The following is a 21,745-nucleotide window of genomic DNA, read 5'->3' as shown; positions in this document are numbered from 1 at the left end:
CCTAAGCCCGGTGGAGTACCGAACTCAGGTCTTAGCAGTTGCTTAACTAAATATGTCTAACTTTTTTGGGTCAGATCACCACATAGTTGAATACAGAAAGGGAGAGTAAAATGATCATTAAAATGACTCCGTCTACTATGAAGGATTTTAATAAATCAAACGATGGTTTTATAGTCTCGGGGAAAATTATACCGACATACAAAGATAAAGTTTGGACATTTACAGAGGAAATATGTTCTGTGCCTTACTTCAAAAAATATGAAGAGGATGAAATTGATCTTAGCTATATAGAAGATATCGAGAAAGCTGTATTTTTTTATTATATTGACAACAGCTGTGTAGGGCAGATTAAGATGTGCTCTAACTGGAACGGATATGCACTTATTGAAGATATCGCTGTCGCAAAAGATTATAGAAAAAACGGCGTTGGTACTGCCTTACTAAATAAAGCCATTGAGTGGGCCAAAGAAAGGAACTGCTGTGGTCTCATGCTTGAAACACAAGATATCAATGTTTCAGCTTGTCATTTTTATGCTAAAAATCAATTTGTAATAGGTGCAGTGGATACGATGCTATATTCAAACTTTCCAACAGCAAATGAACTAGCAATTTTTTGGTATTATAAATTTTAAATTATTAGAGTGCCTTGTTTATGATCTAAACAAGGCTTTCCTTTTAGACTTCAAAACACAGTAAAAGCCTCTTCCATTTGTTGTTTTCAAAACATACAAATCGAAAAGGCTTGTATTCACAACCTAATTCAGATTATGTTTACATTCCATCAGGATTGTCTTCTACATTTATATCACGTTTAATTATTCACAAATCTCAGGTGTACCTTCACGCTTTGCTGTTTTGAAAGATGTACCGCAGCCACATGAAGCAATGGCATTTGGATTATCGATTGTGAAGCCACCGCCCATTAGCGATTGTTTATAGTCAATTTTTGTTCCCATCAAAATCGGCGCATCTTCACGGGAAACAAGAATTGTTAAACCATGTTGTACATCTACAAAGTCTTCCTCTTTTTTCTCTTGATCAAAATGCATACCATAGGATAGCCCACTACAGCCGCCACCGTTTACTACTACACGTAAAAAAGAACCTTGCTCTTCATTATGCTCCATCATTTCATTAATATGAAAGCCGGCAGCCTGTGTAATTTCAATAACTTGCTTTGTACTTGTCATCCCCATCACCTTCCTTCTTACCTAATATCATATCAATTTTGACCATTGTATGACAAACATTCAGCTTCAAGGTAAATTTTAGTGAGAGTTCTCATATTTTTCACATGTTTAGGAATTTTTATTCATGTTTCTACTAGCACCATTGGTATAATAGTTACAACGACTTCTATGTAGGGGGTAATATATATGGATATTTCACCGTATTATGAAAAACAAATTCAATGTTTGAATTGTAAAAAAGATTTTCCGACGTTAAAAGTTCGTTCCAAATTTATTAAAGTAGAGCATACCGAAACCGATTTCCACCCTATTTATACGGATGATGTGAATGCGCTTTATTACAATGTCTTCGTTTGCGAGCATTGTGGGTTTTCATTTACAGAGGACTTTACAAAATATTTTGCACCAGGTATTCAAGATGAGATTCACACACAAATAACAAAAAAATGGGTGCATCATGATTTTAAGGGAGAACGTACTGTTTTTCAGGCGATACAAGCGTATAAATTGGCTTTCCTCTGCGGCACGATAAAAAAAGAAAAACATGTCGCTATTGCTGGTTTAGCTTTGCGTCTTGCTTGGCTCTACCGTTCTCTCAAAAATAGTGGGCAAGAGGAGCGCTTTATGAAACTGGCGCGTGATCATTATATGGAATCGTATTCAACAGAAGATTACAGTTCTACACAAATGTCTGCTGTACGTATTATGTATATGATTGCCGAATTATCAAGAAGAATCGGAGACATTGAAAATGCGACACGCTTCTTCTCTAGAGTAATTGAAAAACAAAGCAGCGGTGGCGAGGCAAAAATTGTGGACATGGCAAAAGAGCAATGGGCTGTCATCCGCGAAGGAAAAGAGCATACGCGCCACCTATAAATAAAAAAAGTTCTAGTCTGAGATTCAGCTAGAACTTTTTAAATGTCTTAGAATACTTGCTCTACTTCCACAATACCTGGTACTTCTTCTAATAATGCGCGTTCGATACCAGCTTTCAATGTAATAGTAGAACTTGGGCAACTGCCACAAGCACCTAATAAACGTAATTTTACAACGCCATCCTCAACATCTACTAATTCACAGTCTCCACCGTCACGTAGTAAGAACGGACGTAATTTATCTAATACCTCTTGAACTTGGTCGTTAATTGTTGCTTCAGCCATTTTATCTCGACTCCTTTCCTTATAATGATTATAATGTTAGCAACAGAAAAAATCCAATATTGAATCACAAGGAGAGAAAATACGATGCAACCAACTAAACCTATGATTGAAATTTATGGAACAGCTGTAATTTGCGCTAGCTGTGTCAATGCTCCATCTTCCAAAGATACATATGAGTGGTTACAAGCAGCTATAGATCGAAAATATCCAGATCAACCATATGATATTCGTTATATCGATATCGAAGGTCCAATTGAGAATGAACGTGATCAAGACTATGCGACACGTATTCAGGAAGATGAATTTTTCTACCCTCTTGTCCTCATTAATAATGAAGTCGTTGGTGAAGGCTATGTACAGTTGAAACCGGTTTTCACTGCACTTGAAGGTTTAGGATTTGTTCCAGACATAACAGTTTAATTAAAGCCAAGGGATTGTTTCAAATAGAAACAATCCCTTTTACTAACTAATCATTTTGACGTTTGTAATACCATAATAATCCGGATTTCATTAAACGAGCGATACGACCTGTAACTGTTGTATCTGCCAAATAGACAAAGCCTTGTTTTTTACCAAGGGCACCCATGAAACCTTTTAATTTAATATCTGGCATTTTTTCAGGTAAATGTTCGCCCTTCCAGCGCATACGAAGTACTTTAACAATTAGCTCTGCTTGTTCCTCTGCTAACTGTGCTGTTGGAGGTAAATCTGAGGAAGCACAATCTCCAACAATATATACATGTTCATCGTCAAGTACATTAAAGTACTGTGTTACTAGTGGACGACCCTGTTTATCCTTCTCCACATCCATATCACGTACGATTTTGACAGGCTGTACGCCAGCTGTCCATACGACCTTGTCGAGTAAAATTTCATCTTCATGATTGAAAATTTTACCTGGCTCCACTTTAGTAATATTGGAATTGGCAATAACATCAACGTTATGCTTCACGAACCAATCATTTACATATTTACTTAGTTTCTCAGGGAAATCCTTTAGAATACGTGGACCTCGGTCAAATAGCTTAATTTTTAAATCAGATCGACTTTCACGTAGCTCACTTGCAAGTTCGATACCACTTAAGCCAGCTCCTACAATTCCGACTGTAGACCCAGCTGGTAAACCACATAGCGCTTGAAGTGTAGCACGTGATTGTCCCATCGTTTGAATGCTATAAGTGTACTCCTCTGCACCTGGTACACCATGATATTTATCTTCGCAACCAAGACCAACGACTAAATCATCATATTCAATACGTTGTCCATCTTCTAAAATGACAACTTTTTCCGCACGATTAATTTCAGTGATTTCTCCATATACAGGCGTTAAACGTTCATGCTCAGGGAAGCTTACACGAATTTCTTTATCTGTAGCAGTTCCAGCGGCTAACGCATAAAACTCAGTTTTTAAACTATGGAAAGGGGCTCTATCTATTATGACTACCTCTCTGTCTAATGGCAGACTATTTAATAGACGAAGCATGACACGCATATTGCCATAGCCGCCACCTAAAAGTACTAATTTACCCATAATATTCTCCTTTAATATCTCTTTTAATAATTGTTCACAAAGTATCCACAAACGAGTATAACCGATTGTGAGAAGTTTCACAATATCAGAATGAAAATTTGTGAAGGATTTCACAAAATAAATGAAAAGATGTTCATTTCCATAGATTTTTAAGCAATTAATAACGGTTTTCCCTTAAAATTTTATATAAAAACACTTCTTTACCTTCAATTTAAATAATTGACGAAATTCGTAAAACCGAGTAGCATTACTTTGGTGAGGTGACATGAATGAATCCAATGGTTGAATTTTGTATTAGTAATTTAGCAAATGGCTCTCAAGCAACTTATGAAGTACTCGAACGCGATCCGAATATCGACGTTTTGGAATATGGCTGCCTCAGTTATTGTACAAAGTGCTCAGAATCTTTTTATGCTATTGTCAATGGTGAATTAGTAGAAGCTGATTCTCCAGAAGCGTTAACGAAAGCCATTTATCAGTTTATTGAAGAAAACCCTTTATGGTAGTTTGCTAAAACGCCTATATGAATAAATTTGAACAAAAAAAATGGATGTTATGCTAAAAAATCTGCATAACATCCTTTTATTTATTGTAACGCATCCACTATATATGTAGGTTGAAGTTCTTTCTCTTGTACAACCTTTGTGGGTGTAACGCCCGTATTCACATGGATTGTATCACAGCCAAAATTAATTCCGCACATGATGTCCGTATCATAATTATCACCAATCATAACCATGTCTTCTTTAGAAAAATGATGTTCTGTCGCAATTACTTCTAGGATAGCAGGTGATGGCTTCCCTATATAAATAGGATCAACGCCCGCAACCTCTCCTACTAAACGAGCAAAAGAACCATTTCCTGGTAAGAAACCATATTCTGTCGGGAACTTAATGTCCTGATTTGTGGCAATAAAGACTGCTCCTTTTTGAACAAATATTGTCGCTCTAGCAAGTGCCATATAATCAAGTGTTCGATCAATTCCCATGACAAATACATCCGCTTCATCTTCAACAGGCACAATATTTTCATCAAGTAATGCCTGACGAATACCATCAGACCCCATCATAGCTACTTTTTTACCTGTATAATGGAGTGCCACATACTTTGCTGTGACGGACGCACTTGAATAAATATGTTCTAATGGTGCACTAATCCCTATAGACATTAAAGCATCTTGCAGTTGTTCACGTGTTTTAGAAGAGTTATTTGTGACATAAAATGGCTCGATCCCTGCTTGTTGTAAGCGATGAATAAAAGCAACAGCAGAAGAAATCCCTTCCTTTCCACGATAAACAGTGCCGTCTAAATCAAAGCAATAGGCCTTATAATCTCTCATTGATGATCCTCTGGTAAAAAGGCAGAAACTGGACCTAGCTCATTTGTTAAATAACTATGGACTGCAGGCGAAAATTGCTTTAATGCCGATAAATTGGCTGTAAGTACGTGGACAACTTCATCGATATCTACCTCTATAAACTCGCGTACTAGCATTTTACGCAAGCCAACAACTGCTTTATATGGTGCCTCCATTTCAGCAACTACGACTTTTTCATCGACTAATATATCAATAATATCCTCGTAGCTTCCTGGGTCGCGCATTATGAAACCGTCAATCATTAAATTTCCTACATCCATCATTGACTCCATAATGTTGTGACCAATTCGCTCGATAGCTAATTTCTTTATATCATTTTGAGACCAGTTATTCTCTGTCTCCAAAATGGCTAATAGCCCATCTAAGTACTGTAAATTTTTTGTGATTTTATTACGATCTACAAAATACACAAGGAAAGCCCCCATTCAAATCTTTAAAAGTTGATAGTCTTTTCTCTTCTATAGTACCATAACTATAGGACTGGAAGGAGATTAAAAGATGGAACGTTTTTTTTTATATGATGATGTAGAAGATACAAAAACTCGCTTTGTTAGCTTTGCAGGAAAAAAACTGCGCTATGATTTAGCGATATTACAATCTGGCCGCTTCTTTGGGAAAGTGCTTGTCATGGATATACAATTTGGTCGATTTGCGATTATTGGCCCTGATGATGTAGAAGAGCCTGGCTACTTAGAACATGTATACAATCGTACAGAGGACGAAACCGAGGAACTTCGAGAATATTTACGTGAGCTATTGAACTAACACCCTTTTTACAGGGTGTTTTTTTGTAGGACATTATTATATTGCACGAGCATTTTTTGTGAATCAATCAAGATAAAAAAATTCCGCTCACCAGTTGGCTTTTGCGAAATCTTTTAAGATCGATTATTTATTGAGCGTGGATGGATTATCTTTATTATGTGGCTTGTCTTTATTTTCATTATTATTTTGCTTTTTCGCTTCGTTATTTTGACCAATCACGCCTAAATCATCTACACTAATATCAAAACCATATCCATATTCTTCACGATCTAGGGGCTTTTTATTGCGCTTATCCTTCGTCAACATCATCACCTCCACTCATAAATTATCCTTTTTTCAACGTTTTATACTTCTTGTAGCTTCTTTTCTCAAGCTGTTGCATCCTTTATTATCCACCGAGCAGCGCTCATCAAATCAGGAAAAATTGCATCTGCTAACGGGTCATCCTCTCCTAAAAACACGCCCTTTGTACCTGCTTGTTTTCCCGCTATAATATCTGTATCCGTATCACCCACCATATAGGATTTCGATAAATCAATATTATATTTTTTTCCTAAATCAATAATTAGTTTACTATTAGGTTTTCTACAGGCACAGCCTGACTTAGGCTTATGTGGACAATAAACTACTTCATGAATAATGGCACCGTTTTTCTTTAGCACCTTGACCATATGCTCATGTATTTTTTGCAAGCCTCTTTCACTCATAAAGCCTAAACCAACACCCCCTTGATTTGTCACAACAAAAATATAGTCAAAGTGTTTATTTAATTTGCGAATGGCTTCTGGAACTTGTGGTAAAAAGTATAAATCTCTAGGCTTATTAACAAATTTAACGCGTGTTGTTAATACTTCATTGATTACACCATCACGGTCTAAAAAGACGGCTCTTTTCATTTGTATCTCACCTTTAATTAGCTGTTTTGAGCTTTATTATTCCCCAATCATACAAAAGCTAATAAAAAAAAGAAAAAAACTTGATGCATATCGCATCAAGTTTCTTCCCTTTATTCTGCCAATGGTTCTTGGTCGTTTGGTTGCGCTGTTACTTCATTCGCATCCAACACCTCTGGCGGTTTCATAACTTTTCCTGTTTTACGTAAAACAAAATAAGCGCAGCCAAAATTGCAATACTCGTATAAATAATCTTGAAGCGTACTTATTTTCGTATCAAAAGTCGACTTTTGATTTTTATCATCAAAAAAGCCCTTTAAACGTAATTGGTTATAGCCCCAATCACCTACTATATAATCATATCTAGCCAATATATCGGAATACCTTTCCTGAAAAACTTCTTCCTGAAAGGCTTCACGAAAATCTTTTAATAGTTCATATTCCAATCCTTCAACTATGATCAAAGTGACACCACCCTCTTGTTCATCCTTGACGCTTAAAGCTCTGCTTGTAACTGACGTTCTTTTGTTGCAGCATTTACTTGTTCGTCAGCATGGTAACTACTACGTACAAGTGGGCCAGCTTCACAATGTTTAAAGCCTTTTTCCATAGCAATTTTTCGCAGTTTCCCAAACTCTATTGGTGAATAATATTTTTTAACTGCTAAATGCTTTTTCGTAGGCTGTAAATATTGACCAATCGTCATGATATCCACATTATTTGCTCGTAAATCATCCATTACCTCTAAAATTTCTTCATGAGTTTCTCCTAAACCAATCATTAAAGATGATTTCGTCGGAATATCTGGTTGCATTTCTTTAGCTAGACGAAGGAACTCCAAAGATCGCTCGTATTTTGCACGAGCACGTACTCTTGGTGTTAAACGACGCACGGTTTCAATATTATGATTTAGAATATCTGGCTTCGCATCCATTAACATTTGAAGATTTTCCTTCATACCACCTAAATCGGATGGTAATACTTCAACAGATGTGAAAGGACTTTTACGGCGAATAGCACGGACTGTTTCTGCTAATACTTCCGCTCCGCCATCTTTTAAATCGTCACGCGCTACCATAGTAATGACAACGTGCTTTAGGTTCATAATTGCTACTGAATCTGCAACACGTTCTGGCTCTGCCAAGTCTAATTCATTGGGTAACCCTGTTTTTACTGCACAAAATCGACAAGCACGTGTACAAACCGAACCAAGAATCATCATTGTAGCTGTACGTCTTTCTCCCCAGCATTCATGAATATTTGGACAGCGAGCCTCTTCACAAACCGTATGAAGATTTTTCTCACGCATTAGCTTCTTAAGACCTTTATATTCATCATTAGTGTTTAGTTTTATTTTTAGCCAGTCTGGTTTTCTTAAATGTTCTTCTTTACTTGTAGGTTTACAAGATGTCATACGGATATCGCCCCTATCAAAAATATGCATTTTTTATATTAACTATCTTCACTGTTGTCAATGTAACATAATAAATGAACTCCAACAACTATCACAGTAAACATTTCTATTTAAATGGCACAGGTATTTCAATGGATGGTTGAGGCGCATCACTACTATTGGTATAGATGTTCGGGACTGGACCTCTAGTTAACCCCATAGCTACAGGAATATCCTGTGCAACGGTTGAGGATTTACTTGCAAACGGAACAATAATTTGGACATTTACCTCTAAATGAATGCCCACTTCTACATACGCACTATTAATCCCAAATTCTTGAATGGATGAGGTGACATTACTATGGACATTTCCGATCACATGGAATCGTATAGGGATTTTTGGTCCTAAATTTCCGAGCAAAGGAATATTCGCGGCTTGCCCGAGCGGTACAAAAAAGACAATGCCATCGCCATCCTGAATTCTGTTAATATCATATTCAACATTATCTAATTCAGGCAAATGTGATAGCTCTCCTTGTTCTGCCTGCTCTAAATACATTTTTACAAGCTCTAATGTCTCCGCTCGTACACGATTAATAATTTCCGTATTAAACTTTGTCGTCATCATATCAGAACTACCTGGAGGAATATCTTCAATGATATCATTTACATCTAATACATTGGAGGTTCTTGAGTTAATGGCTTTACTTACTACATATGATGCAATTTTTGTAGTTTGTACCTCTGCATATTGCAAATAGGTGGGCATGAGCCGTTCATTTAAATAATAAATAAATAATATAAGACAAACAACCATACTAACAATTAAAATGGTTAATCGATTAAGACGTATTCCCCGTTTATTATAAGAGCGCAATTTCATCCTTTTTCGAGGGAAAAACAAAAAAATCTCCTCCTGTTCCATAACGTATGAACAGGAGGAGTATTTTATTCTACCTTTGCAGGAACCATATAATCCGTCTCAACATTTTCAATTAAAACATTTGGATAGTCCACTAAATTAATTTCATATGTAGCTGCGAGCAGTTGATTTTGCTCCTCAAAAATACGAATCCATGGTAATGCTGCATCCAATGGGTTTTGTCTAGATACAATGCCACGTCGACCATCTGATAATTTTAAGATAACACCATTTGGATAATGAACGACAGCTCTTTTAAGCGCTTTTACGATGCGAGCATCATATAGCGTACCGGAGCCTGCCTCTACAATAGCTAGTCCTTGTGAAGGAAGCATTTTTTCACGATATACTCGATTCGTTGTAACCGCGTCAAAGACATCGGCTACGCCAATAATTTTGGCAAATGGGTGAATTTCAAAATCAACTAATCCTCGTGGGTAGCCACTTCCATCAATACGCTCATGATGTTGAAAAGCGCAATGGGCCACTAGCAATGAAATAGAATGTAAATTGCGTAATAAATCAAAGCCATAGCGGGCGTGCATTTTCATCGCTTCAAATTCTTCATTAGTTAGACGACCTGGTTTTGTTAGGATATCTTTTGGTACCATTAGTTTACCTACATCATGTAGTAATGCACCAATCCCTACTAACCGTAAATCCTCAGCAGAGTAGCCGAGCTCTTTGGCGATGGCTATCGAGTAAAGTGTCACTTGGAAGGAGTGTTGATATAAATACTCATCAAATAAATAAGCATCTGTTAATATCGTTAATATTTCATCATTTCCAGTAACAGCAGCAAGTAGTTCATCTACAATCGAGACAATTGTCTTTGATTGTTGATCTAATATATAAGAGGCATTTACTGAATTTAAACCATCGATTGATTGAAATGAATCTTTAATTGTTGTAATGACTTTATTTCGCATCGCAGGTGGCACAGTTTCTTCTACTTCAATGCCCTCCGAAATATCATCGTCAATGTATAGGTAATGTGTATTTAACTGTTGAAGTCTCTGAATAATGCGGTCATTAATGATGACATCCTTCTTTAAAAGCGGATGCCCCGCCTCATTCCAAATGGTTCTGCCTAATACCATTCCTTCTTTTAATACATCGATTGAAATTAATCGCATGATTTCTTCCCCAATCTATTCTTTAAGCTAACGCTATTACTTAAAGAAACTTTGACCATAATCTATCATAATGTTCCGTAAAAATTCTGGTAATATATATTGCTTCTTTGCATATTTGAAACTTGGATAAAAATATCCAAAAGTAAACAAATCTAAAGTTACAAGTTTATAAATGTGATTATTATCTGCCAGCTTTCCATTAATTAATAACTGACGATTGTCGTTCATGGAAAAACCATATGTCAACATTTTTCCAAAAATTACACCTCTAAACCCTAATCCTTTTAATTCAATATAGGGCCATTCTTCATTTTTGGATTGCATATAAATTTCCTTTATTTCCGTAACGGATAATTCAATTGTACATAAATTAATAGGATGTGGAAAAATCCGATGCACATCTAATGCAGTCACATTTCCTTTTGGGAGGCCATCTAAAAAAATTCCTGCATTAAACAAGGCACAGTCAGCACCACTTTTTTCTAAAATAGCATGTGCAAATAAATCAGATAACTGTGAGTAGTGGAACCATTCCTTATTATAAGATTTTTCGGTCGTAAATACTGGTGTATCCAGTATTCTAATTCCTTCATCCTCTAGGGATTGTACAATTTGCTGTTCGTTTTGGATATTTGGCAAGTCCTTATTATGAATTAAAGTATCCTTTTTTTCAACAATTTTCCTCATTTTTTTATCATATTCGATAACAAGATGTCCTGTATATTGTCCAAATTTCCCGCCACCTGTCAATAAAACACCATTGACAAGTTTCCCTTCTGGCAAGACATGATGTGTATGAGAACCAAATATGACATCAATTTCTGGACATTCCTCCGCTAATAGCTCGTCTTCGGTTATCCCTAAATGTGAGAGGCATAAAACAATATCGACCTCTTTACGTAGTTGATGGGCTAAACGAAGAAGTGTGCTACGCGCTTCAACCAACTGCCAATTTAACGCCTCATAATACACGTCAAACATAGCCGTGGCTGCAATTATCCCTAGCTGTGTTCCCTTCTCTGTTGTAAGCACCACATAGGGCTTCAGCCAGGCTGGATTTCTCCCATTAACCGCATCAATATTACCTACAACGACATCAAAATTTGCATCATCATATAAATGAAAAAGCTCATTATGAGACAATGTAATGCCCTCATTGTTCCCAATTGTCACTACATCATATTCTGCCTCGTTCAGTAATTGTACATTCCCCTTACCAATTGTCGCTTCAGTATAAATATTAGAGCGATCTAAATGATCTCCCACATCAAACAAATAACTCGTTTCCCCTATTCTCGCTAGATTGTTGCGCTCCTCTTTCACATAGCTTTGCATTCGTGGCCAATACTTAAAATGACTATGCAAATCATTTGTGTGAAAAATATGGATTTTTTCAAGCATTAAAGCCACCTCATTTTCATTAGCTAGTCTAGCCGATTAAGCCAATATCCCTTCAACGATGGAACGAATTCCTAATAATAATAAAATAATTCGAAGAACCAGTACAAGCGTATCTGATTTAATTTTTTTATTTAACGCCGCACCAAGCTTCGCACCAATAAAGGCTCCTGGTATGACAGGAATTGTATAAAGCCATGGAACATGCCCCAAATATACATGGCTGGCCGTATTAACAAGAGACGTTAAAAACACTAAAAACATCGAAGTTGCTACTGCTACATGTGGGGGAAATAAGAACAAAATAATCATAGCCGGCACAATCATTGAGCCTCCACCTATACCAAATAGCCCCGAGGCAAAGCCCACCCCGAACGTAAATAAAATCGCAAACCAAATCGGATATCCGTAGACAAAGGTTTTCCCTTCGGCATCCGTAAATTCTTGTTGCAGACCATTTTTCACAAACCATTTTACAGGCTTCAATTTGTCGCGTACAAGTAAAATAATCGATAAAATAATAAGCAAAATACCAAAGTATAAATTGAAGGATGGTAAATCTAAACCTTTATTAACCCAAGCGCCCAAAATAGAGCCTGGAATACTGCCGATAAAAAATATATAGCCAGTTTTATAATCCACCGTTTTTGATTTCATATAGCTTAATGTGGAGGCAAGTCCTGTAAATATCATCATGACAACAGATAAACCAACTACTTTTTGTGGTGTTATATCTGGAATCATTCCAAGGTTTAAACCGATATATAAAGTTGCTGGCACTAATACCACGCCACCGCCTAGCCCAACTAATGAGCCAAGGAGACCGGAAAATAGTGCAATAATTATTAATAAAATAAACGCCATTATAATTCCCCTTCAAACATGTTTAATTGTTTAGGCGCTAACCCAACATCTTTAATATTCAAAATACCCTGTAATTCCTTCGCGTTTTTAGCTGCATGATTACCTGAATTGTTATTAAATAATATAAATAGTTCCTGCACCTCGGACTCAAGCTTCGTGATTTGCTGTCCAAGCTGCTGCAATTCTTCTTTATTATAGTCATATAAAAAGCGAACTTTGCGCCAATTTTCAGCATTCCCCGTGTTGCGCCAACCATGTATATTTCGCCCATGGATACGTACCAGTGCCTTATCTGCAGTCACTACAGGATGGAAGGGCACAGATCCTACACCAGCCTGTGGCTCATCACAAATCGTATGAATCAATTGATGCTCTTGTAAAAAGTCCATTGTTTGTTGTACTACATTATCTGTATACCATGTTTGATTGCGAAATTCGATAGCCACTTCGAAATCCTTTAGTTGTTGACGAATATACAATAAGTATTGAACATTTTTCGACTGACAATCAAACCACGGTGGAAACTGAGCTAAAACCATTCCTAGTTTCCCCAAACGTTTAAATTCATGGGCACATTCAATAAAAGCATTGAACATATCATTTTTGGATTCAAAAGGGATTTCTCCCCGCAAATGCCCCGTCATGCCTTGATAGGCCTTCACTATAAAACGAAAATTCTCCGGTGTATTCTCACACCATTTACGAACATTCTCTTTGGATGGTATGGCATAAAAGGAAGTATCTACTTCCACTGCTAAAAAATGACCTGTATAATCAAATAATTTATCCTTTGAAGTAGTCACTCCACTATAAAGTGAAGGGTGATCGCCCCATCCAGTTAATCCAACTACAATCATGTGACATCCTCCTCTATCTACAACATAATCATAGCATACAGTCTTCTCATACAATTAAACATCATGTAAAAAATCTAGCTTTTCACAAAGAAAAAGCATGAGTCCTTATACAAATTGAACTCATGCCAAACAAGTTATTTATCAAGATTTTGTTGGATTGCTTCTAAAAAAGTAATACGACTAAACGCTGGGCCACCTTCCATTAGTGGGTTCACAACATTAACAAATACTTGCTCATTTTTAAAGGCATTGATATTTTGGATAATGGGATTCTTTTTAAAATCTTCTAACGCATTTGGAGCATCCGCATTTTCATCCGTTGAAAACTGCACAAATAAATAATCTGGATTCATATCCGCTAGTTGCTCAACAGAAATCGCTTCTTGTGATTTCGCCTTAGCGATTTCAGCAGGAACTTCTAAACCAAGCTCACCATATAAAACAGGGTTTAAAAATACCTCTTTTGGATAGACATAAGCTTGTCCCCCACGAATTCGAATGGCTGCTACTTTTTTGCCTTCTAGCTTTTCTGTTAAGCTAGATTTTGCCGCTTCAATATCCGCCTTATATGTAGATAATATTTTTTCTGCCTCTGCTTGCTTGCCTGTTAATTCAGCTAATAAGTTTAAATTAGATTCCCAATTCGTAGAGATATGCGAAACTAAAATGGTTGGAGCAATTTTCTCTAATTTACTTTGTACTTCCTCTGGAAATTTCGTTGAGCCTAAAATCACATCTGGATCTAATTCTAATATTTTTTCAAAGTTTGGCTTAATCTTCTCCCCAATCGACTCTGCCTTATCTGTAACAGCAGCGTACAACTCAGGGAATTTACCACCGACCGCAATCGCTCCTACTGGATGAACATCAAGTACAACCATATCTTCCATGGCCTCCATCGCACCCGTAACAACAATTCTTTCGACCTTATCTGGCACTTCATAGCTTTCTCCAAGATAATCAATGGTTCTTGTCCCATTTTCATTGCTAGAATCATCTTGTGTTTGTGCCACTTCCTCTTTCGTCGAATCTGTGGACGTATCCTCCTCCGTTGTTTTCTTCTCTCCGCATGCAGCGAGGATCAGCATAAATACCGCTATCATACTAATAAATAGAAACTTGTTTCTCATGTACTCAAACTTCCTTTCTTAATTGATATTGATTCTCATTATCATTTTAGTATGTCTCCTTATAAAAATCCACTATTATTTCAATATATTAAGAAAATTATTTTTCATACAAAACAAAAACCCTTGCCACAATCATAGTTGTGACAAGGGTTAATTAATACTTTACCCGGTAAAACCCGTTATAATACAGGGCTTAATAAGTTCCTAATCTGATGATTGAATAAAGCTTTGAACATTGCCCTCCCTAAAGGGATAAGTGAGGGCTTCGCTGCTTCTCTCCATTTTCTCAGCAATTACTCTCAAGTGCCCCTTGAATTTTATCGAAGGCTATAAAAGCATCCTCTACTTCCTCATAGAAAACGTAAAAAAGGAGCAGATATTAGAATCTGCCCCTTTTATTTTAATTTTACCCGATAGACCCTTCCATCTCAAACTTGATAAGACGGTTCATTTCTACTGCGTATTCCATTGGTAATTCTTTTGTGAATGGCTCGATGAAGCCCATTACGATCATTTCTGTCGCTTCTTCTTCAGAGATACCACGAGACATTAAATAGAATAATTGTTCTTCAGATACTTTTGAAACTTTAGCTTCATGCTCTAAAGAAACGTTATCATTCAGAATTTCGTTGTATGGGATTGTATCAGAAGTAGATTGGTTATCCATAATCAGCGTATCACATTCAATGTTGGCACGAGCACCGCTAGCTTTAGGACCGAAACGAACTTGTCCCATATACGTAACCTTACCACCTTGTTTAGCAATCGATTTAGAAACGATTGTAGAAGATGTGTTTGGTGCCATATGAATCATTTTTGCTCCAGCATGTTGATGTTGACCTTTACCTGCTAATGCAATAGATAATGTCATACCACGAGCACCTTCACCTTTTAGGATACATGCTGGGTATTTCATTGTTAATTTAGAACCAATGTTACCATCAATCCATTCCATTGTACCGTTTTCTTCAACAACTGTACGTTTCGTTACAAGATTGTATACGTTGTTTGCCCAGTTTTGTATCGTTGTATAACGGCAGTAGGCATCTTTACGAACAACAATTTCTACTACAGCTGAGTGTAAAGAATTTGTTGTGTAAACAGGGGCTGTACAACCTTCAACATAGTGTACATGCGCGCCTTCATCCACAATAATTAGCGTACGTTCGAATTGTCCCATATTCTCAGAGTTAATGCGGAAGTAAGCTTGTAAAGGTGTTTCAACTTTAACACCTGGTGGTACATAAATAAATGATCCACCTGACCATACAGCTGAGTTCAATGCCGCAAATTTATTATCTGTGTACGGGATTACTTTACCCCAATATTGTTTGAAAATATCTTCGTTTTCGCGTAATGCTGAGTCTGTATCTTTAAACACAATACCAAGATCTTCAAGGTCTTGCTTCATGTTGTGATAAACTACCTCTGACTCATATTGTGCAGATACACCCGCAAGATATTTTTGTTCTGCTTCCGGAATCCCTAATTTATCAAAAGTAGCTTTGATTTCGTCAGGTACTTCATCCCATGATTTTTGTGTAGCTTCTGATGGTTTTACATAGTACGTAATTTCATCAAAGTCTAAATCACCAAGATCGCCACCCCATTGTGGCATTGGTTTTGCATAAAATGTTTCAAGTGCTTTTAAGCGGTACTCTAGCATCCACTCTGGCTCTTGTTTCATATTTGAAATTTCACGGACGATTTCTTCAGTTAAACCACGTTTTGAACGGAAAATTGATACGTCCTTGTCATGGAAACCGTATTTGTAATCGCCGATATCAGGCATTTTTTTAGCCATCGTTTATCCTCCGTTCATTGAGATGTATTTTTCAAGGTATTCGACCCTTGCCTTGAGTGAAAGTATGTCACTTTCACCCAGCCGACAAGGCAGTATGATTTATTTCACACCTTTTTCCATTGCTTTCCAAGCTAATGTTGCACATTTAATACGAGCAGGGAATTGTGAGACACCTTGCAGTGCTTCAACATCCTCTAGGTCATATTTATCGCTATACTCTTCACCCATCATCATTTTAGAAAAAATATCAGCAAGCTCTAAAGCTTCATCTACCTTTTTCCCTTTAATCAGTTGAGTCATCATGGAAGCAGAGGACATAGAAATTGAACAGCCTTCACCATCAAATTTGGCATCCTCTACAATACCGTCAGTCACTTTTAATGTTAAGTGAATACGGTCTCCACATGTCGGATTGTTCATATCAATCGTTACAGCTTCACCTTCTAAAGCACCCTTATTACGAGGATTTTTATAGTGATCCATAATGACTGAACGATATAGTTGATCTAAATTATTAAAAGACATCGCCAAAATACTCCTTCGCAGAACGTAACCCTGCAACAAGACGGTCAATATCCTCCTCTGTATTGTACAGATAGAAGCTTGCACGCGCTGTCGCTACTTGCTGAAGACATTTCATTAGTGGTTGTGCACAGTGATGACCAGCACGAATAGCAATACCATTCATATCAAGCACTGTTGCCACATCATGTGGATGGACATCATCTAAGTTAAATGTCACAAGTCCACAACGTTTCATTGGGTCACGTGGGCCGAAAATTTTTAAACCGTCAATGGTTTCAAGCTGATCCATTGCGTAGCCAACAAGCTTATGCTCATGCTTTGCAATATTATCTAGCCCAATCTCAGTTAAGAAATCAATAGCGGCACCTAATCCTATTGCACCTGCAATAATAGGCGTTCCACCTTCAAATTTCCACGGTAATTCCTTCCACGTTGAATCATATAACCCAACAAAATCGATCATTTCGCCACCAAATTCAATTGGCTCCATCTTTTCAAGGTGTTCCTTTTTACCATATAGTACACCTATTCCAGTAGGACCGCACATTTTATGCCCAGAGAACCCTAAGAAATCTACATCCAAATCTTGGACATCAATTTTCATATGCGGAGCAGCTTGAGCTCCATCAGCCACCATAACAGCACCATTAGCATGTGCAATTTGCGCAATTTCTTTAATTGGATTAATAGTTCCAAGTACGTTTGATGCCATTGACACCGACACGATTTTTGTTTGCGGTGTAATCGTCTCACGTACTTTTTCTAAACTAATCGTTCCATCAGCTTCTAGCTCAATGTATTTTAATGTCGCCTTTTTTTCTTTGGCTAACTGCTGCCAAGGAATAATATTGGAGTGATGTTCCATTTGAGTAATGACAATTTCATCACCCTCAGCAACATTTGCACGTCCATAGCTGGCTGCTACTGTATTTAATGCTGTCGTTGTTCCACGAGTAAAAATAATTTCTTGTGTTGATTGAGCATTAATAAACTTACGAACCTTTTCACGCGCACCTTCATATTTATCTGTAGCACGGTTTCCTAATGTATGCACACCACGGTGAACATTGGAATTATCGAATTCATAATAAGCTTTAATTGCTTCAATTACTTGAACAGGTTTTTGAGACGTCGCTGCACTATCAAGATACGCAAGTCTATGACCATTTACATCCTGATTTAAAATTGGGAAATAGCTTTTAATGTCTTTTTTCATCATTAGCGAACTTTCCTTTCAATAACCTCCGTCAGTTGCTTTTGAACGCCCTCAATTGGTAATTGCGTAACAACTGGCGCAAGGAATCCATGGATAACAAGGCGCTCTGCTTCTGCTTTCGAGATACCACGGCTCATTAAATAGTAAAGCTGTAATGGATCTACTCGACCAACAGATGCTGCGTGTCCTGCTGTTACATCATCTTCATCAATTAATAAAATTGGGTTTGCATCCCCACGAGCTTTTTCAGAAAGCATTAATACACGTGATTCTTGTTGTGCATCTGCTTTCGTTGCACCATGTTCGATATAGCCAATACCATTAAAGATAGATTGAGCTGCATCTTTCATGACACCATGTTTTAAGATATGCCCGTTTGAGTTTTTACCCCAGTGACGAACCTCTGTAGTGAAGTTAAGTTTTTGTTCTCCACGACCAACAACTACTGTTTTTGTATCTGCATGAGAACCGTCACCAATTAGATGAGTAATATTTTCTGAGATTGTATCTGAGTCATTCATTAAACCAAGAGCCCAATCTACTTTTGCGTCACGCGCTAAGCGTGCACGACGGTTTACATATGTCGTAAAGCCTTTTGCAAGCACATCCACTGCTCCATATGTTACTTGCGCATTATCTTGGACAACTACTTCCGCAATAATATTTGCTTGGCCTTTTGCTTCTTCAACCGTTGAAATATATGTTTCCACGTATGTTACAGCAGAATTTGCTTCTGCCACTACTAGTACATGGTTGTATAATGATGCATCAGCATTATCGTTTAAGAAAACAACTTGAAGTGGTTGCTCAATGACTACATTTTTTGGTACGTAAACAAATACGCCACCGTTAACAAGTGCTGTATGAAGCGCTGTTAACTTATGCTCATCCACTTTAACAGCTTCAGTCATAAAGTATTTTTGAACAAGCTCACCATGTTCACGAACTGCTGTGAAAATATCTGTAAAAATAACACCCTTATCAGCAAGCTCTTGTGATGTTTTAATGTAAGCTGGTGTATTATTGCGTTGAATATAAAGGTTTCCTTGCGCTTCAAGGTCAATTAATCCTTTTGCTTCTTCAGGTAAAGCATCCAATGATGGATATGCCTCACTATGAACTGTAAATGCTGGGAAGTTCATGAAATCCCATTTCGTAATATTAGTTCTATCTGGTTTTGGCAAATCTAAACCAGTTACTTTGTCTAGTGCTGCCGCGCGAAGCTCAGTAAACCAAGTTGGTTCACCATTTGCTTCTGAGAACGAGCGCACGTCCTGTACTGTTACAGGCAAGTTAAGTTCCACTGTCATGCTAGTTCGTCCTCCCTCTTATGCTTCTTGTTCCTCTGTTTCTTCTTCAATACCTAATTCTTTTTTGATCCAGTCATAACCTTCTGCTTCTAAGCGTTGTGCAAGCTCTGCACCACCTGATTTCACAACACGTCCTTGCATCATTACGTGTACATGGTCTGGTGTAATGTAGTTAAGAAGTCGTTGATAGTGCGTAATCATTAAGCAGCCAAAGCCTTCACCGCGCATTGCGTTGATACCTTTAGATACTACTTTAAGTGCATCAATATCAAGACCAGAGTCAATTTCGTCTAAAATAGCGATCGTTGGTTTAATCATCATTAATTGAAGAATTTCATTACGTTTTTTCTCACCGCCAGAGAAACCTTCATTTAAATAACGTTGTGCCATATCTTCGTTCATTTCTAGGAATTCCATGCTTTTATCTAATTCACGGATAAATTTCATTAATGAAATTTCATCGCCCTCTTCACGGCGAGCATTGATAGCTGAGCGTAAGAAATCAGCATTTGTAACACCAGCAATTTCAGAAGGATATTGCATAGCTAGGAATAAACCAGCTTGAGCACGCTCGTCTACTTCCATCTCAAGTACATCTTCGCCATCAAGCTCAACAGTACCTGAAGTAACTTCATATTTAGGGTGACCCATAATAGCAGAAGCTAGTGTTGATTTACCAGTCCCGTTTGGTCCCATGATTGCGTGAATTTCGTTTGTATTAATTGTAAGATTTACGCCTTTTAAAATCTCTTTCCCGTCGATAGCAACGTGAAGATCTTTAATAACTAAAGTTGACATGAAAATACCTCCATAGTGTTCAGTGAATGGGTCGACCATTCCTTAATTATCATCATTCTAATCTTAACTGAAAATCGTTCTCTATGCAAACCATTTCAATTACTTTCCTTCTCCTCAAATAAAATCTTGAAAAATAAAGGCTTTGTAAGCATTTTCAGATTATTACTATTTGGAATAGATATTGAGAATAGACTTTCTTCATTTTCAATGAATTATCCCTAATTGAGAATTGATTTCATCTAGCTACATAGTGGAAACCTCGTGAAAAGGGTTAATTGTAGAGGTTTTGTGACAAATTTGCATAAACAACCATAACTATACTATAACCTATTTCATTAAAATGGAATCAATTAAAATGAAGATATTTTCAAGGTAATCTCTTTTACACTCAATAAAATTCTATCGTACGAGATTACTGAATACTTAAACTTTTTTCTGTATTTACAGTCACTTTTTATCTTCAATACTATATAATTGAGCTATAATCAATCTTATTTTTAGATTAATAGAGGTGAAATGTTAGTGGAGTTACGTCAATTACGCTATTTTGTGGAGGTTGCTGAACGCGAGCATATTTCAGAAGCCGCTGAGCATCTTCACGTAGCCCAATCAGCCATTAGTCGGCAAATCGCAAATCTTGAAGATGAATTAGGTACTCCGTTATTTGAACGAGTAGGTCGTAATGTGAAATTAACCCCTATTGGGAAGACATTTCTTGAACATACCATTACAGCATTGAAGGCCATTGATTTTGCTGCCAAACAAGTAGAAGAATATCTTGATCCTGCTAAGGGCTCTATTAAGATTGGCTTTCCAACAAGCTTGGCTAGCTATGTACTTCCAACCGTTATCTCAGCCTTTAAACGTGAGCATCCGAATTTACAATTTCATCTACGACAAGGTTCTTACCGATTTTTAATTGATGCTGTCAAAAATCGAGAGTTAAACCTTGCCTTTTTAGGTCCGCTTCCTCCTAAAGATGAGTCTATTGAGTCGACTATATTGTTTACAGAAAATATTGCAGCTCTTCTCCCTGCCAATCATCCATTGGCGAAAAGAGAGAGTATCCAGCTTGCAGAATTGAGAAATGATCTATTTGTGTTATTCCCAGATGGCTATATATTGCATAAAGTGGCTATGGATGCCTGTCGTGCTGCAGGATTTTTGCCTAATATTATTTCAGAGGGTGAAGATTTGGATGCACTTAAAGGCTTGGTAGCAGCTGGAATAGGTGTTAGTCTGTTACCAGAAAGCTCACTTTATGATTCTGCTGCTCGCTTTACTGTAAAGGTGCCCATCGAATCACCCTCCATCCCAAGGACAGTTGGCATTATTTCTCCAGTAAATCGAGAAATCGCTCCATCAGAAACCATTTTTCTAAATTTCGTCAAAGGTTTCTTTTCACGTCTGTCCCAATTTCAATAAAAAAATCGCCTTGATGGGCGATTCAAACTGTAGACAAAAGCCATCGA

Annotated in this window: 26 protein-coding genes; 6 read left to right on the top strand and 20 right to left on the bottom strand. The window is 37.2% G+C overall.

Going from position 1 to position 21,745, the window contains the following annotated elements:
* Positions 1–110: 110 nt before the first annotated feature.
* Positions 111–632 (top strand): GNAT family N-acetyltransferase, encoded by a 522-nt coding sequence (locus AC1Q6O_RS17020; protein ID WP_008178077.1) that lies wholly within the window; start codon positions 111–113, stop codon positions 630–632.
* 183 nt (positions 633–815) lie between these two features.
* Here the strand turns inward: AC1Q6O_RS17020 and AC1Q6O_RS17015 are convergent, their stop codons facing one another.
* Positions 816–1,190: a HesB/IscA family protein gene (locus tag AC1Q6O_RS17015; protein WP_036127329.1), complete on the bottom strand. Its 375-nt coding sequence runs from the start codon at positions 1,188–1,190 to the stop codon at positions 816–818.
* Between the two features lie 186 nt (positions 1,191–1,376).
* On the opposite strand from AC1Q6O_RS17015, the gene AC1Q6O_RS17010 reads away from it, so the two are divergent.
* Positions 1,377–2,069, top strand: a complete 693-nt coding sequence (locus AC1Q6O_RS17010; protein WP_089986182.1) for a DUF2225 domain-containing protein — start codon at positions 1,377–1,379, stop codon at positions 2,067–2,069.
* A gap of 47 nt (positions 2,070–2,116) precedes the next feature.
* Here the strand turns inward: AC1Q6O_RS17010 and AC1Q6O_RS17005 are convergent, their stop codons facing one another.
* Complete coding sequence (locus tag AC1Q6O_RS17005; RefSeq protein ID WP_004228295.1) at positions 2,117–2,353, bottom strand: NifU family protein; 237 nt, start codon at positions 2,351–2,353, stop codon at positions 2,117–2,119.
* Between the two features lie 84 nt (positions 2,354–2,437).
* Here AC1Q6O_RS17005 and AC1Q6O_RS17000 point away from each other — a divergent pair, with 84 nt between their 5' ends.
* Positions 2,438–2,773: a YuzD family protein gene (locus AC1Q6O_RS17000; RefSeq protein WP_008178069.1), complete on the top strand. Its 336-nt coding sequence runs from the start codon at positions 2,438–2,440 to the stop codon at positions 2,771–2,773.
* Positions 2,774–2,819: 46 nt separating this feature from the next.
* Here the strand turns inward: AC1Q6O_RS17000 and AC1Q6O_RS16995 are convergent, their stop codons facing one another.
* Positions 2,820–3,884, bottom strand: a complete 1,065-nt coding sequence (locus tag AC1Q6O_RS16995; RefSeq protein WP_008178067.1) for an NAD(P)/FAD-dependent oxidoreductase — start codon at positions 3,882–3,884, stop codon at positions 2,820–2,822.
* Positions 3,885–4,153: 269 nt separating this feature from the next.
* On the opposite strand from AC1Q6O_RS16995, the gene AC1Q6O_RS16990 reads away from it, so the two are divergent.
* The gene (locus AC1Q6O_RS16990) at positions 4,154–4,390 is read left to right on the top strand and encodes a YuzB family protein (RefSeq protein ID WP_008178065.1); all 237 of its coding nucleotides are present in this window, start codon (positions 4,154–4,156) and stop codon (positions 4,388–4,390) included.
* 80 nt (positions 4,391–4,470) lie between these two features.
* Here the strand turns inward: AC1Q6O_RS16990 and AC1Q6O_RS16985 are convergent, their stop codons facing one another.
* Complete coding sequence (locus tag AC1Q6O_RS16985) at positions 4,471–5,223, bottom strand: TIGR01457 family HAD-type hydrolase (protein WP_008178063.1); 753 nt, start codon at positions 5,221–5,223, stop codon at positions 4,471–4,473.
* Positions 5,220–5,672 carry a DUF86 domain-containing protein gene (locus AC1Q6O_RS16980; protein WP_036119960.1) on the bottom strand — a complete coding sequence of 151 codons (453 nt, stop codon included), beginning with the start codon at positions 5,670–5,672 and terminating at the stop codon, positions 5,220–5,222. The genes AC1Q6O_RS16985 and AC1Q6O_RS16980 overlap by 4 nt, the downstream gene beginning before the upstream one ends.
* Positions 5,673–5,760: 88 nt before the next feature.
* On the opposite strand from AC1Q6O_RS16980, the gene AC1Q6O_RS16975 reads away from it, so the two are divergent.
* The gene (locus tag AC1Q6O_RS16975) at positions 5,761–6,027 is read left to right on the top strand and encodes a DUF3055 domain-containing protein (RefSeq protein WP_008178058.1); all 267 of its coding nucleotides are present in this window, start codon (positions 5,761–5,763) and stop codon (positions 6,025–6,027) included.
* A 123-nt stretch (positions 6,028–6,150) separates the two neighbouring features.
* Here the strand turns inward: AC1Q6O_RS16975 and AC1Q6O_RS16970 are convergent, their stop codons facing one another.
* The 15 genes from AC1Q6O_RS16970 to sufC all read right to left on the bottom strand — a co-directional run bounded on the left by AC1Q6O_RS16970 (position 6,151) and on the right by sufC (position 20,273).
* Entirely contained in the window at positions 6,151–6,333 is a 183-nt protein-coding gene (locus AC1Q6O_RS16970; protein WP_174804721.1) for a hypothetical protein, read from the bottom strand.
* A 62-nt stretch (positions 6,334–6,395) separates the two neighbouring features.
* Positions 6,396–6,923, bottom strand: a complete 528-nt coding sequence (locus tag AC1Q6O_RS16965; protein ID WP_008178054.1) for a D-glycero-alpha-D-manno-heptose-1,7-bisphosphate 7-phosphatase — start codon at positions 6,921–6,923, stop codon at positions 6,396–6,398.
* Between the two features lie 110 nt (positions 6,924–7,033).
* Positions 7,034–7,384, bottom strand: coding sequence for a YutD family protein (locus AC1Q6O_RS16960; RefSeq protein ID WP_008178052.1), 351 nt, complete (start codon positions 7,382–7,384; stop codon positions 7,034–7,036).
* A gap of 32 nt (positions 7,385–7,416) precedes the next feature.
* Complete coding sequence (gene lipA, locus AC1Q6O_RS16955) at positions 7,417–8,334, bottom strand: lipoyl synthase (RefSeq protein ID WP_043990437.1); 918 nt, start codon at positions 8,332–8,334, stop codon at positions 7,417–7,419.
* A 106-nt stretch (positions 8,335–8,440) separates the two neighbouring features.
* Positions 8,441–9,238: a sporulation protein YunB gene (gene yunB, locus AC1Q6O_RS16950; protein ID WP_008178049.1), complete on the bottom strand. Its 798-nt coding sequence runs from the start codon at positions 9,236–9,238 to the stop codon at positions 8,441–8,443.
* A 23-nt stretch (positions 9,239–9,261) separates the two neighbouring features.
* Entirely contained in the window at positions 9,262–10,371 is a 1,110-nt protein-coding gene (locus AC1Q6O_RS16945) for an HD-GYP domain-containing protein (protein ID WP_492401792.1), read from the bottom strand.
* Positions 10,372–10,407: 36 nt separating this feature from the next.
* On the bottom strand, positions 10,408–11,772 hold the full coding sequence (locus AC1Q6O_RS16940) for a bifunctional metallophosphatase/5'-nucleotidase (protein ID WP_008178045.1): 1,365 nt from the start codon (positions 11,770–11,772) through the stop codon (positions 10,408–10,410).
* Between the two features lie 36 nt (positions 11,773–11,808).
* Positions 11,809–12,633: a sulfite exporter TauE/SafE family protein gene (locus AC1Q6O_RS16935; RefSeq protein ID WP_025116650.1), complete on the bottom strand. Its 825-nt coding sequence runs from the start codon at positions 12,631–12,633 to the stop codon at positions 11,809–11,811.
* Complete coding sequence (locus AC1Q6O_RS16930; RefSeq protein ID WP_342530579.1) at positions 12,633–13,490, bottom strand: DUF72 domain-containing protein; 858 nt, start codon at positions 13,488–13,490, stop codon at positions 12,633–12,635. Before AC1Q6O_RS16930 ends, AC1Q6O_RS16935 begins: the two co-directional genes overlap by 1 nt.
* Before the next feature lie 134 nt (positions 13,491–13,624).
* Positions 13,625–14,620 carry an ABC transporter substrate-binding protein gene (locus AC1Q6O_RS16925; protein ID WP_043990435.1) on the bottom strand — a complete coding sequence of 332 codons (996 nt, stop codon included), beginning with the start codon at positions 14,618–14,620 and terminating at the stop codon, positions 13,625–13,627.
* A gap of 406 nt (positions 14,621–15,026) precedes the next feature.
* Positions 15,027–16,424, bottom strand: coding sequence for a Fe-S cluster assembly protein SufB (gene sufB, locus AC1Q6O_RS16920; protein WP_008178036.1), 1,398 nt, complete (start codon positions 16,422–16,424; stop codon positions 15,027–15,029).
* 99 nt (positions 16,425–16,523) lie between these two features.
* The gene (sufU, locus tag AC1Q6O_RS16915) at positions 16,524–16,949 is read right to left on the bottom strand and encodes a Fe-S cluster assembly sulfur transfer protein SufU (protein WP_008178033.1); all 426 of its coding nucleotides are present in this window, start codon (positions 16,947–16,949) and stop codon (positions 16,524–16,526) included.
* Complete coding sequence (locus tag AC1Q6O_RS16910; RefSeq protein WP_089986185.1) at positions 16,939–18,168, bottom strand: cysteine desulfurase; 1,230 nt, start codon at positions 18,166–18,168, stop codon at positions 16,939–16,941. Before AC1Q6O_RS16910 ends, sufU begins: the two co-directional genes overlap by 11 nt.
* Positions 18,168–19,475 (bottom strand): Fe-S cluster assembly protein SufD, encoded by a 1,308-nt coding sequence (sufD, locus tag AC1Q6O_RS16905; protein WP_008178028.1) that lies wholly within the window; start codon positions 19,473–19,475, stop codon positions 18,168–18,170. The genes AC1Q6O_RS16910 and sufD overlap by 1 nt, the downstream gene beginning before the upstream one ends.
* An 18-nt stretch (positions 19,476–19,493) precedes the next feature.
* On the bottom strand, positions 19,494–20,273 hold the full coding sequence (gene sufC, locus AC1Q6O_RS16900; RefSeq protein WP_043990434.1) for a Fe-S cluster assembly ATPase SufC: 780 nt from the start codon (positions 20,271–20,273) through the stop codon (positions 19,494–19,496).
* 522 nt (positions 20,274–20,795) lie between these two features.
* Here sufC and gltC point away from each other — a divergent pair.
* Positions 20,796–21,698, top strand: a complete 903-nt coding sequence (gene gltC, locus AC1Q6O_RS16895) for a glutamate biosynthesis transcriptional regulator GltC (RefSeq protein WP_090003326.1) — start codon at positions 20,796–20,798, stop codon at positions 21,696–21,698.
* The last annotated feature ends 47 nt before the right edge of the window (positions 21,699–21,745 follow it).

The sequence above is a fragment of the Lysinibacillus sp. GW823-FHT06C08 genome (genome assembly GCF_058795135.1).
This window is presented reverse-complemented; position numbering and strand designations above follow the sequence as displayed.